The following is a 12,588-nucleotide window of genomic DNA, read 5'->3' as shown; positions in this document are numbered from 1 at the left end:
CACAATAGGAACCCTTCGCCCTCACAGGCGGAGGGTTTTTTCTTGGATCTCGGATTGCCCATGCTCGATTTACCTCTCGCCCTCTGGATCGGTATCGCCGGTGTCTTCGGCCTGCTGTTCGGCAGCTTCCTCAACGTCGTCATCCTGCGCGTGCCCGAGCGCATGCAGGCGGACTGGCGCAAGCAGGCTCGCGAGGTGCTGGAGATCGATGCTCCCGAGGAACCCCGCCCGCCGGGCATCGTGGTCGAAGGCTCGCACTGCCCCAGGTGCAAGCATGCCCTCGCCGTGCGGGACAACATCCCGCTGTTCGGCTGGCTGATGCTGCGTGGCCGTTGCCGCTACTGCCGTGAACCGATTTCAGCGCAGTACCCGCTGGTGGAGCTGCTGGCGGGTGTCGCAAGCGCCATCGTGGTCTGGCGATTCGGACCGACCATCGGCGCCCTGGCAGCCCTGGCCATGACGTACTTCCTGATCGCCCTGTCCGGCATCGACGCGCGAACCCAATACCTGCCGGACGAACTCAACTACCCCCTGCTCTGGATCGGCCTGGGCCTCGCCCTCATCCCGGGTTGGCAGGCGCTGCCGGTAACGCCCTCCTCGGCCATCCTCGGTGCCCTGATCGGCTACCTCAGCCTGTGGAGCGTCTACTGGCTGTTCAAGCTGCTCACCGGCAAGGAGGGCATGGGCCACGGCGACTTCAAGCTGCTGGCGGCGCTGGGCGCGTGGCTAGGCCCGGTGGCCTTGCTACCGATCATCATGCTGTCGTCGCTGATCGGCGCGCTGGTCGGCGGGGCGCTCATGCTCTTTCGCAAGCACCAGCGCGAGGTGCCGATTCCCTTCGGCCCTTACCTCGCGGCGGCCGGTTGGGTCTGGCTGATCTTCGGCGACACGCTGCTGAGCAGCTACCTGCACCTGGCGGGGATGCGATGAGCGGCTTCGTCGTTGCGCTGACCGGCGGCGTTGCCTCGGGCAAGAGCTCGGTGGAGCGTTGCTTCGAAGCGCTCGGCGTGCGCGCCTACGATGCGGATGTCGCGGCGCGTGCGGTGGTCGAGCCGGGGTCGGAAGCGCTGGCGGAGATCGCACGCGCCTTCGGTACGGATGCCCTCGACAGCGACGGCCGGCTGGATCGCCCAGCCATGCGCAAGCGCGTGTTCGACAACCTGCTGGCCCGGACGACGCTGGAGGGCATCCTCCACCCGCGCATCCGTGCCTGGCTGCACGATGCAGTAAACGCCGACACCGGCCCCTACTGCATCCTCTCGATACCGTTGCTGGTGGAGAACCGCGCGAACTACGAGTGGGTGGACCGCGTGCTGGTGGTCGACGTGCCCGAGGCGATCCAGATCGAGCGGCTGACCCGGCGTGATGGGGTCGACGAGGCGCTGGCACGCAAGATGGTCGCGGCGCAGGCGTCGCGTGAGCGGCGGTTGGCCATCGCGGACGATGTGATCGTCAATGAAGGGAGCGAGCTGGATCTGGCCGGCAAGGTGGCCGAGCTGCACCAGAGCTACCTCGGCCTCGCTGCCCTGTAAGAGCCGATTCATCGGCGATCCCAGGTTGCGACACCGTTAGGGATCGCCGATGAATCGGCTCCTACCGAGCAGGGTCGCGCGATGACGGGTGTGCGCGGTCGCGGGGCGGCTCAGACCGTCGAGGCGGCAGCGATGCGTTCGGCGACGAAGGTCTCGGCCAGCACCGGGCGACCGACGTGGTAGCCCTGGACGAGGTCGCAGTCCATCTCGACCAGGCGACGCAGGGTTTCCTCGTTCTCCACACCTTCCGCCACGGCTTCGAGACCCAGACGATGGGCGACGTCGATCATGGCCTGGACGAGCAGCTCGGTGCGGCGGTCGCCGATCATCGCGTCGACGAAGGTGCGGTCGATCTTCAGCTCGGTCGCCGGGAAGTGGCGCAGGTAGGCGAACGAGGCGTAGCCCGTACCGAAGTCGTCGATGGCCACCCGCACACCGTGGTCGCGCAGGCGGCGCAGCACGCGCACGCTCATGTCGAGGTCGGTGAGCAGCGCGGTTTCGGTGATCTCGATGATCGCCGATTCCGGCGGCACGCCCCAGATTTCCAGCGCGCCGAGCATGTGCTCGGCAAAGCCCTGCTCGACGAAGACGCGCGGGGAAAGGTTGATCGCCACGTCGAGCGGACAACCGCCGCGGTGAAGCGCCGCCGTGTGACGTAACGAAGCATTGAGGCTCCAGCGGGTCAGCTGGACGATGAGGTCGCTGCGCTCGGCGAAGGGAACGAAGTCGCCCGGGGCGACTTCCACACCGGAGCGCGTATTCCAGCGCGCCAGCGATTCCACACGCACCACTTCGCCCGTCCGCAGGTCGCACAGTGGCTGGAAGGCCACGTGCAAGCGATTGGCTTCGATGTCTTCGCGCAGTTCGCCGTAAAGAATTTCGATCGGCGTGACGTCTTGCTGATAGACCGCAAACGGTTCGCCGACGCGGAGCGCCTCGTCGTGCGCGAGCTCGGCGCGCCGGTAGAGCAGCTCCGCCGTCGTGCCGTGCTCGGAGTACAGCGTCACGCCGATCACCGCGCGGCCATGCCAGGGGCGCTCGCCGCGCAGCAGCGGGCTGTCGAAGGCACCGACGATGCGCGTGGCGGCCAGCAGGGCATGCGTGCGATTGCGGATGGCTGGCAGCACGGCGACGAAGGTGTCGTCGCCGGCGACGAAGATCTTGTCGACATGGCGCACGGCCTCGACGATCCGTTCGCGGGCCGCGAGCATGATCTGGCTGCCGAACTCGAAACCGAAGCGGAGCTGCGCCTCTCGGATGCCCTGCAGGCGAATGACCAGGATGCCGCACATGCCTTCGGCGTTGGCCGTGCGGTCGAGGATGGCCTGGACGGCGGGCAGGATGTGTGACCGCTCGCTGGTCATGACAGGAAATACTCCCTGGGTTCGATGCCGTAACTGCCGGCGGCTAGTGTGCGAAGTATCTCGCGACGTACGCCGTCGGTCTGGCGCATGAGGTCGACAATCATGAACTCGTCGAGGTGGTTCTTGTCGGTTCGGGTAAGGATCGCCACGCGCGGTTGCAGGCGACGTGCCTGGTTCTGCACCATGACGATGGCCACTTCGCCGGTGTTGAGCTCCACCAGCGAGCCGGTAGGATACACACCCAGGCAGGCCTGGAACTGCTCCACCAGCTCACCCTGGAATTCACGGTCGCGACCGGAATAGATTTGCCGGATCGCGAGATGCTGCGACACCGCCGGACGGTAAGGCCGCGGCGTCGACATCGCGTGGTAAGTGTCGATGATCGCCGCCATGCGTCCGGCCAGCGGAATGGCCGTGCCGGCTAGGCCATGCGGGTAGCCACTGCCGTCATAGCGCTCGTGATGGGTGAGCACCATGTCGCGGACTTCCATGTCGACGACACCCGAGTGGTCGAGGATGGCCACGCCCTCGTTGACATGCTGGCGCGCGAGTTCCCATTCGGCGTCGTTGAGCGGTCCGCCTCGCTCGAGCATCTCCTCGGGCAGCTGCGACTTGCCCACGTCCATCAGCAGGCCACCGGCGGCGAGACTGACGATGGCGTCACCGGTGAAGCCCATGTGCCGGCCGAAGGCGGCCGCCAGGGTGCTGCAGCCGACGGCATGCTGGTAGGTGTAGCTGTCGCGCTTGCGCAGGCTCTGCATCCAGAAGAAGGCGTCGCCGCTGCGCAGCACGCTCTCGACCATGGGACGCACGGCATTCTCGACGGCGCCCTGGTCGATGGCCCGACCAGCCTGGAGGTCTTCGACGATACGCTCGGCGAAGCTCGCCACCGTGTCGAAAGCCTCCCGTGCGCGCGGCATCTCGTCGTCGAAGGAGGCGGTGTCGGTGTAGCTGTGCCGGGTGACCAGTCGGGTATTCAGGGCGGGGCGCGGTGTCGCGGCGCGCACCGGGACGGCGGCGGAGACGTGCGCTGGCGTGACGCGGCGGTGCAGGTCGACGAAGACGTACTTGCAGAAGCGCCGCAGCGCCTCGATGTCTTCTCGAGAGGCGATCGGCACCCCCTGCAACGGAAAGGGCGTGTCCGACCAATCACAATCGAGACGGCTCACGTACATGCCGATCTCCAGATCGGTCACGAATACGCGTCTCTCTACCAGGTCGTACGCCACGTTTCCCCGCCTCCCTTGCTAAACAAAGCGCGCCATTTTGCCGAATCCGCGCCAAGTCAGCCAACCCACGGTCGTCCGTCCTATATCGGCCGGGGCCCCGGTAACTGTAGCGGGGATGCTTGTCAGATTCCTGCGATTCCCCCGGTCTCATTCAGCAGGCCCCCTCCTTCGGAGATCCGCATGAACCGCCGCTCCCTGCTCGCCCCGCTCCTGATCGCCCTCACAGCCTGCTCCGCCGCCTCCGCCCGCGACGAGGGCGTTCGTCTGCCCGCCCCCACGGTCGATGCCGCTACCGCCCCGGGTGAGGCCACGGCCGTATTCGCCGGCGGCTGCTTCTGGGGCGTCGAAGGTGTGTTCCAGCACGTGAAAGGTGTGAAAAGCGTCCGCAACGGGTACGCCGGCGGCGACGCCGCCCACGCGAACTACGACGACGTGAGCGATGGCGACACCGGTCACGCCGAGTCGGTCCGCGTGGTGTACGACCCGGGCCAGGTCACCTATGGCCAGCTGCTCCAGGTGTTCTTCTCGGTCGCCCAGGATCCGACCCTGCTGAACCGCCAGGGTCCGGACTCGGGTACGCAGTACCGGTCCGCGGTGTTTTACGCCACGCCCGAGCAGAAGAAGGTGGCCGACGCGTACGTCGCCCAGCTGACCGCGGCTCACGCGTTTTCGGCGCCGATCGTCACCCAGGTGACCCCGCTGAAGGGGTTTTACCTGGCGGAGAACGAGCACCAGGACTACATGCGGCTGAATCCGGACGCGATGTACATCGCGATCAATGACCGGCCGAAGGTGCTGGCGCTGGAGCGGATTTATCCGGAGCGGTATGTCGCGACTTGGGCGAACGGGCGCTGAGGCTAGCGCCCATCGCCGATGAATCGGCTCCCACAAGGAGCCGATGCCTTACCCCACCATCGGCAGGTTCAGCCCCTGCTCCTTCGCGCAGGCGATCGCCTCCTCGTAGCCCGCATCCGCGTGGCGCATGACGCCGGTGCCGGGGTCGTTCCACAGCACGCGCGCCAGCCGCTTGTCGGCTGCTTCGCTGCCGTCGGCGACGATCACCACGCCGCTGTGCTGGCTGTAACCCATGCCAACGCCGCCACCGTGATGCAGGCTGACCCAGGTCGCGCCGCCAGCCACGTTGAGCATGGCGTTGAGCAGCGGCCAGTCGCTGACGGCGTCGCTGCCGTCGCGCATGGACTCGGTTTCGCGGTTGGGGCTGGCCACCGAGCCGGAATCGAGGTGATCCCGGCCGATCACGATCGGCGCCTTGAGCTCGCCGTTGCGGACCATTTCGTTGAAGGCCAGGGCCAGACGATGGCGCTGGCCGAGGCCGACCCAGCAGATACGTGCCGGTAGCCCCTGGAAGGCGATGCGCTCGCGCGCCATATCGAGCCAGCGGTGCAGGTGCGGATCGTCGGGGATCAGCTCCTTCACCTTGGCGTCGGTCTTGTAGATGTCTTCCGGATCGCCGGACAGCGCGACCCAGCGGAACGGACCGACGCCGCGGCAGAACAGCGGGCGGACGAACGCCGGCACGAAGCCCGGGAAGGCGAAGGCCTCGGCAAGTCCCTCGTCCTTGGCCATCTGACGGATGTTGTTGCCGTAGTCGAAGGTCGGCACGCCCATGGCGTGGAAGGCCAGCATCGCCTCGACGTGCTTGCGCATGGATTGCTTGGCCGCGTGCGAGGTGCCGGCCGGATCGGACTTGCGACGTTCGAACCACTCGTCCACCGTCCAGCCGGAAGGCAGGTAGCCGTTGACCGGATCGTGCGCGCTGGTCTGGTCGGTGACGGCGTCCGGGCGGACGCCGCGACGCACCAGCTCCGGCAGCACGTCGGCCGCGTTGCCCAGCAGGGCGACGGAGACGGCACGGCCTTCTTTCGCGTAACGGTCCAGGCGCGCCAGCGCGTCGTCCAGATCGGTCGCCTGCTCGTCCACGTAGCGGGTCTTCAGGCGGAAATCGATGCGGCTCTGCTGGCACTCGATGGTCAGCGACGACGCGCCAGCCAGGCTCGCGGCCAGCGGCTGCGCGCCGCCCATGCCGCCGAGGCCGGCGGTGAGGATCCAGCGACCGGCGAGGCTGCCGCCGTAGTGCTGGCGACCCATCTCGACGAAGGTTTCGTAGGTGCCCTGGACGATGCCCTGCGAGCCGATGTAAATCCAGGAACCGGCCGTCATCTGGCCGTACATCATCAGGCCCTTGCGATCGAGCTCGTTGAAATGCTCCCAGTTCGCCCAGGCCGGCACGAGGTTGGAATTGGCCAGGAGGACGCGCGGCGCATCCGGGTGCGACGGAAAGACGCCGACCGGCTTGCCGGACTGGATGAGCAGCGTTTGGTCATCGCGCAGTTCGCGCAACGCCTCGAGAATGGCATCGAAGCATTCCCAGTTGCGCGCGGCGCGACCGATCCCGCCATAGACCACGAGTTCGGCCGGGTTTTCGGCCACCTCGGGATCCAGGTTGTTCTGCAGCATGCGGAACGGCGCTTCCGTCAGCCAGCTGCGGCAGGTGAGTTCGGTGCCGCGCGGTGCGCGGACGGTGCGGGTCGTGTCGATGCGCGTAAAGGCCGTCATCGGGGAGGCTCCGTCGATCCAGGGGAATCGCCGATTATGGGCTTCCTCCGCGGCACCTCGCCAGCCGCGTCGCAGCAAACAACGCGTTAGTGCCCTGCGGATTAGCGTCCTGCGGAGCCCGAGCTGGCCGGCGCGCCCCGCTGGGTCGTGCCGCGCACCCGGGGCACCGTCTGGTCACGCCTTGCGTTCGCGTCCTGCTGGGCCTGGTAGGTCTGCTGCTGGGCGCGATCGGCGTTGTCCAGCTGGGTACGCAGGGCCGGATCCGTCGCTGTGCTGCGTTGTTGGCTCATGTTGTTCTGGCGCAACTGTTGCTGCACGGCGTTCTGGTTCTGCTGGTTGATCAGCTGCTGGCGATTCACCTGCTGCTGGAACTGCTGGGTGTGCGACGGCGTCGCGACGACGGGCCGCGCGACCGCCGGAGGCGGGGCTGGACGGGGGGCGGGAGCCGCCGCTCGCGCGGGCTGCGGCTGGGTTTGCGCCGAAGCCGTCAGCGGCATGGCGGTCGCAAGAACGAACAGCAAAATCTTGTGAGATGAATTGGTCATGGGACTCGTCCATCATGGGCGGATTGCCTGGATATATAGAGCCTACGTCGACCCTCATGAACGCCACGTCGTCCACGCTGCAACGCGTCTTCATCGCGCTTTTCGCAGTGGCCCTGGCCGGATGCGCCACGCGCCCCGCCACGCCTGCCGCTTCGCCCCTCACCCCCGTGCTGCTGGTCTCGATCGATGCCTTCCGTCCGGATTACCTGGACCGTGGCCTGACGCCGAACCTGGTCGCGCTCGCGGCCGACGGCGCACGCGCCAAGTACATGCTGCCTTCGTTCCCCTCGCTCACGTTTCCCAACCACTACACGCTGGTGACCGGACGCGTACCCGACCGCAACGGCATCGTGAACAACACCATGCAGGACCCGGCGCTGGGCAAGTTCAGCCTGTCCAATCACGACGCCACCAGCGATGGACGCTGGTGGGCAGACGCCGAACCGATCTGGGTGACCGCCCAGAAGCACGGACTTCATACCGCGACGATGTTCTGGCCCGGCACCGAGGCCGCCATTCACGGGGTGCGCCCCGACCACTGGATTCCCTTCGACGATTCGCTCACGTCGCGCCAGCGCGTGGACAAGTTGCTCTCGTGGATCGACGAGGCCGGTCCGAAGCCCGCCTTCGATACGCTGTATTTCGACACCGTGGACCACGCCGGGCATGAGCACGGACCGGATTCCGCCGAGCTGAACGCCGCCCTGGGCGATGTGGACGACGCGATCGGCTACCTCGTGACCCAGCTGCGCCAGCGCGGCCTCCATGAGCACATGAACCTGGTGATCGTGTCCGACCACGGCATGGCCTACGTGCCCAAGGGCAACATCGTTTTCGCCGACGATGCGACTGACCTCAAGGCGCTCGATGCGGTGTCCTACGGCGTCATGGCCACGTTTAACCCGAAGCCGGGCGTGGACACCGGCCCGGCCGTGGCGCGTCTGCTCGGCCCGCACGAGCACATGCACTGCTACCGCAAGCAGGACCTGCCCAAGCGCCTGGACTACGGTACCCATGCCCGCGTGCCGGCATTCGAATGCCTGGCCGACACCGGCTGGTCGATCATCAGCCGCGAGGCACTCGCCAAGCGCAAGGACCCGATGTCGCTGGGTGAGCACGGTTACGACAACCTGGACCCGTCCATGCGTGCCCTGTTCGTCGCGCATGGTCCGGCGTTCGCGCGAGGGGTGAGCGTCGCGCCCTTCCCCAACGTGGACGTGTATCCGCTGATCATGAGCCTGCTGCACCTGCCCGCCGAGGCCAACGATGGCCATCTCCAGGACGTGAAGGGCCTGCTGGCGCCCGCGCAAATCCCGTAGAATCGGGGCATGCGCCAGATCTATACCTCACCCCGCCCGGAAAACATCGACCGGATCGTGTCGCTCCTCACCGAGCACGACATCGAGACGACCGTCACCAACCGGTCGACCTGGAATCGCCCGACCTACCAGCGCTTCAGCTATTCGCAGCGCAACGACGACCGCGATTCGTGGCCCCAGGTGTGGGTCAAGAGCGCCGACGACTTCCCCAAGGCCCGTGCCTTGCTGAAAGAGATCGGCATCGAGCCGGTCGTGCGTTTCCAGGAAGAACTGCAGATGCACCGCTCGCCGGACCTGCGTCCCAAGCCCCAGCGCACGGCATCCCGCGTGCGCCTGATGGCCCTGGCCATCGTCGCCGGCGTGGTCGTGGTCGTGGTGCTCAAGGCCGTCCAGGTGCTCTGAGTGGCCGGCGCCGTCGGTTTGACGCCTGCCCATCTATTCCTCCGCGAAGCGACCCGCGATGCCCATGAGGCCGCCGAGGCGACGCCGGGCATGCGCCTGCTGCTCGGCGGTGAGCTCGATCGAGCCGCTTACTCGGCTCTGCTGCAGGCACAGCTAGCGCTGTTCCGTGCATGGGAAGCCGAGCGCCGCGATTGGTTGGCCGGCTTGGCAGACTGGCGTCACGTCTCACGCGCCACATTGATCGAAGCGGATCTTTGCGGGAGCCGATTCATCGGCGATTCGAATTCCTGTGGGAGCCGATTCATCGGCGATTCGGCGCTCGACAACGGCGCCGGTTTCGCTGCGACGCCTATCGCCGATGAATCGGCTCTTACAAACGCGGCTTGCTGGGGTGAGCTCTACGTCATCGAAGGCTCCGCCCTTGGCGGCCGCGTGATCGTCCGCCGCCTGCGCGAGCTCTACCCCGACCTGACGCACCACTACTACGCCGTCGGCGAAAACGCCCCCACCAGCTGGCGACACTTCCAGTCCCTGCTCGACCGCGCCCTCCCCGATGAGGCCTCGCAGGAGGTCGCCGCCCACGCCGCGCAGCGTATGTTCGCGCGCTTTCAACAGACGCTGAAGGATCCTGCAGCGCATGACTGACCTGCCCGATCTGACCGCCTGCGACCGCGAACCCATCCACATTCCCGGCTCGATCCAGCCTCACGGCGTCCTCGTCGTCGTGGATGCGCGCACGCGAGCCATCCTTCAGGTGAGTGAAAACGCCGCCGACGTGCTCGGCGTCGACCCGGCCGTCATGTTGGACGCCCCGCTGGACGAGGTCATAACGCTCCCCTCGGATCTGTTCGAGGACAGCGAACGCCCGGCGCACAGCCCCTGGGTGCCCGTGACGTTTCCGAATGCCACGAAGCCGACCACGTGGTATGCCGCCGTGCATGCCTACGACACGCGATGGATGATCGAGCTCGAGCCGCGCGCCGGCGACTTCGACGACGACCCGGTCCACATTGGCAACGACCTCGCGCAGAAGCTGGAACTCGACGCTACCGTGGAACGCGCGGCCGCGCGGCTTGCACGCACCGTACGCAGCCTGCTCGCCTACGACCGCGTCATGATCTATCGCTTCGATCACGACTGGCATGGCGAAGTCGTCGCCGAAGCACGCAGGGACGACCTCGAGGCCTATCTGGGCCTGCACTACCCCGCTACCGATATCCCCGCGCAGGCACGCGCGCTTTACCTGCGCAACCGCGTCCGCCAGATCAGCAACTGCCGCTATGTGCCGGCACGCATCCTGCCTGCGTACGATCCGGAGACCGCGGCGGCGACGGACCTGAGCGACGTTTCGCTGCGCAGCGTGTCGCCGGTGCATCTCGAATACCTCGGCAACATGGGCGTCACCGGCACCCTGGTCGCGTCCATCATCACCCACGGCAAACTGTGGGGCCTGATCTCCTGCCACCACTACAGTCCGTTCTTCGCCGACCACCGCATGCGCGACATCGCCGACGCGGTGGCACGCGCCTTCGCCTCGCGCGTGGCCGCCATCGAGGAACTGGCGAAGATCGAGATCGAAAGCGTCCTGCTCACCGTGCGCGAAAAGCTGGTCACCGCTTTCAACGAGAGCGATCGTATCGATCCGGAACGGCTTGCCTTGCTCGCCCCCGAGTTGCTTGAAGTCGTCGATGCCGACGGCATTGCCATCTTCTCGGGGAACAAGGTGACGCGTTATGGCCAGCTACCCGATGAAGCTGCGTTGCTGCGCATTCGCGAATGCGCCGGCCGAAGCGCTGCCGGGAACGGCGACAGCGTCACCGGTGTGATTCACACCGACGAGATCGGCGCGCGTTACCCCGAACTGGCCGATCCCGCCGTCGCCACCCTCGCCGCCGGCATCATAGTCATGCCGCTCCCCTCGGACGCAAACGACGCCATCGTGTGGACACGCACCGAGCAGGTGCGCAATGTGCGGTGGGCCGGCAACCCGGCCCTCGCCAAGCTGGAGGTCTACCCCGGTGCGCGCCTGTCACCACGGCAGAGCTTCGACACCTGGCAGGAAAACGTACGCGGCCGTTCGCGCCCCTGGTCACCCCTGCACCTGGAATCCGCGCGCGGCCTGCGCGCGTTGATCGAATTACAGCAGTGAGGGCACCCCCGCCTTCGCCCCCTCACCAACCCGTGGGAGCCGCTTCAGCGGCGAAACCGACACGCGATGACGCCGACCACCCTTCGGCGCTATAACAGCCCCATGACCGACCGCGTCCGCCTGTTCCAGACCCTTCCGCACACCTGCGGCTACTTCGCCGAGCGGACGGCGCAGAACCTCGTGGTCGATCCGGGCGCGCCGAATCTCGACAAGCTGTACGGCCCGGCGCTCGCCAAGGGCTTCCGCCGCGCCGGCGGACACCTCTACCTGCCCCAGTGCAGCGCCTGCCAGGCCTGCGTGCCCTGCCGCATCGACGTGGACCGCTTCACCCCCGATCGCGCCCAGCGCCGCTGCCTCAAGCGGAATGCCGACCTGACCATCCGCGAAGGCATCCCCGGCTTCACGCCCGACCGGCATGAGCTCTACGAACGCTACCTGCGCGCACGCCACAGCGGCGGCGGCATGGACGGGGCGGACGAGGAAGATTTTCAGCGCTTCCTGGCGGCGCCATGGAGCCCCACCCTCTTCCTCGAGTATTACCTTGGCGATCGCCTACTCGGTGTCGCCGTGACCGACATCGCCCTTGCCGGTGTTTCTGCGGTCTATACGTTCTTCGATCCCGATGAAGAAGCGCGCGGACTCGGCACCTTCGGCATCCTGCAGCAGGTGGAGCTGGCCCGGCGGCGTGGCATTCCTTACGTCTACCTTGGTTTCTGGATCGCCGGGCATCCGAAGATGGATTACAAGCGGCGGTTCCGGCCGCTGGAGATTCGGAAGCATGGGCGTTGGATTGAGATGCCGTGAGGCTCGATCAGCCCATTAGAGAAAACTCACGGCTCTCGGCCCTGATCCATCGCGCCCGTTGCCCATTGCAAATGACTATCAAACTAAAAGACGGCGCACTCGTCGACGTCGATCTCACCGCCATCGCCCTCGTTCAGGTTAGAAAGCACAACACTTTTTTCGCCGACATAGATGACTCCATCACGGACAGAGATCAGCACCGATTTGCCGCTCAGTAACTTCATGTCAAAGGGATGGCCTTCGTCAATCGACACTCGCCCATCCAGATCTCCGCCACGGGGAAAGTAATTGACGCTAACTAATTGTTCATTCTCTCTGTATATAGCCAGCTGCCCTTCGAAGGCATGGTCATAGATATATCTAGACGACGAAGCACGATTCAGCAAGCCGTTTAAGTACGCGCGGTCAGCACCTGAGCAGGTTGAATCCCTGGGAACAAGAAAGCTTACGTAACCGGCCTCAATATCAGTCCGCCGGATCGTTGAGAGACGCAAGATGTCTGCAAACAGGGTCGACGTCTTGCTACGAGAGAGAACTGTCAAGATCGGTGGCGTTTCTGGAGAATATGGCGAGGGAGGTTGCACGGAAGAGGCCTGCGACCGCATGCCGGACACTACCAACAGACCAAAAAACGTCCCCGCCAACAACACGATCGATTTCACTGTTG

The 12,588-nt window shown here is 66.1% G+C and carries 13 protein-coding genes; 8 read left to right on the top strand and 5 right to left on the bottom strand.

Annotation, left to right across the window (positions count from 1 at the left end; genetic code table 11):
* Positions 1-60 precede the first annotated feature (60 nt).
* Entirely contained in the window at positions 61-930 is an 870-nt protein-coding gene (locus BJI69_RS13025; protein ID WP_046966389.1) for a prepilin peptidase, read from the top strand.
* The gene (gene coaE / locus BJI69_RS13020; protein ID WP_046966388.1) at positions 927-1,532 is read left to right on the top strand and encodes a dephospho-CoA kinase; all 606 of its coding nucleotides are present in this window, start codon (positions 927-929) and stop codon (positions 1,530-1,532) included. Before BJI69_RS13025 ends, coaE begins: the two co-directional genes overlap by 4 nt.
* Before the next feature lie 110 nt (positions 1,533-1,642).
* Here coaE and BJI69_RS13015 read toward each other — a convergent pair whose 3' ends face one another.
* Together BJI69_RS13015 and BJI69_RS13010 are read right to left on the bottom strand one after the other, a co-directional pair.
* Complete coding sequence (locus BJI69_RS13015) at positions 1,643-2,896, bottom strand: putative bifunctional diguanylate cyclase/phosphodiesterase (protein ID WP_052767041.1); 1,254 nt, start codon at positions 2,894-2,896, stop codon at positions 1,643-1,645.
* Positions 2,893-4,125 carry an HD-GYP domain-containing protein gene (locus tag BJI69_RS13010; RefSeq protein WP_046966387.1) on the bottom strand — a complete coding sequence of 411 codons (1,233 nt, stop codon included), beginning with the start codon at positions 4,123-4,125 and terminating at the stop codon, positions 2,893-2,895. The genes BJI69_RS13015 and BJI69_RS13010 overlap by 4 nt, the downstream gene beginning before the upstream one ends.
* A gap of 180 nt (positions 4,126-4,305) precedes the next feature.
* Between BJI69_RS13010 and msrA the strand changes: the two genes are divergently transcribed.
* Positions 4,306-4,980: a peptide-methionine (S)-S-oxide reductase MsrA gene (gene msrA, locus BJI69_RS13005; protein WP_046966386.1), complete on the top strand. Its 675-nt coding sequence runs from the start codon at positions 4,306-4,308 to the stop codon at positions 4,978-4,980.
* A 48-nt stretch (positions 4,981-5,028) separates the two neighbouring features.
* On the opposite strand, the gene hutU is transcribed toward msrA, so the two are convergent.
* Positions 5,029-6,702, bottom strand: coding sequence for a urocanate hydratase (gene hutU / locus BJI69_RS13000; RefSeq protein WP_046966385.1), 1,674 nt, complete (start codon positions 6,700-6,702; stop codon positions 5,029-5,031).
* Between the two features lie 101 nt (positions 6,703-6,803).
* Positions 6,804-7,247 (bottom strand): hypothetical protein, encoded by a 444-nt coding sequence (locus tag BJI69_RS12995; protein WP_046966384.1) that lies wholly within the window; start codon positions 7,245-7,247, stop codon positions 6,804-6,806.
* Positions 7,248-7,303: 56 nt separating this feature from the next.
* On the opposite strand from BJI69_RS12995, the gene BJI69_RS12990 reads away from it, so the two are divergent.
* The 5 genes from BJI69_RS12990 (at position 7,304) to BJI69_RS12970 (ending at position 11,921) form a co-directional block, all read left to right on the top strand.
* A complete protein-coding gene (locus tag BJI69_RS12990) occupies positions 7,304-8,566 on the top strand; it encodes an alkaline phosphatase family protein (RefSeq protein WP_078023175.1) in 1,263 nt (420 codons plus the stop codon).
* 9 nt (positions 8,567-8,575) lie between these two features.
* Entirely contained in the window at positions 8,576-8,968 is a 393-nt protein-coding gene (locus BJI69_RS12985; RefSeq protein WP_046966383.1) for a putative signal transducing protein, read from the top strand.
* Positions 8,969-9,613 carry a biliverdin-producing heme oxygenase gene (locus BJI69_RS12980; protein ID WP_046966382.1) on the top strand — a complete coding sequence of 215 codons (645 nt, stop codon included), beginning with the start codon at positions 8,969-8,971 and terminating at the stop codon, positions 9,611-9,613.
* Entirely contained in the window at positions 9,606-11,117 is a 1,512-nt protein-coding gene (locus BJI69_RS12975) for a GAF domain-containing protein (protein ID WP_052767040.1), read from the top strand. The genes BJI69_RS12980 and BJI69_RS12975 overlap by 8 nt, the downstream gene beginning before the upstream one ends.
* Before the next feature lie 102 nt (positions 11,118-11,219).
* Complete coding sequence (locus BJI69_RS12970) at positions 11,220-11,921, top strand: arginyltransferase (RefSeq protein ID WP_046966458.1); 702 nt, start codon at positions 11,220-11,222, stop codon at positions 11,919-11,921.
* A gap of 83 nt (positions 11,922-12,004) precedes the next feature.
* On the opposite strand, the gene BJI69_RS22305 is transcribed toward BJI69_RS12970, so the two are convergent.
* Positions 12,005-12,583, bottom strand: coding sequence for a hypothetical protein (locus tag BJI69_RS22305; protein ID WP_125903047.1), 579 nt, complete (start codon positions 12,581-12,583; stop codon positions 12,005-12,007).
* Positions 12,584-12,588 lie beyond the last annotated feature (5 nt).

Origin of the sequence: Luteibacter rhizovicinus DSM 16549 (genome assembly GCF_001887595.1) — a bacterium.
Lineage (GTDB): Bacteria > Pseudomonadota > Gammaproteobacteria > Xanthomonadales > Rhodanobacteraceae > Luteibacter > Luteibacter rhizovicinus.
This window is presented reverse-complemented; position numbering and strand designations above follow the sequence as displayed.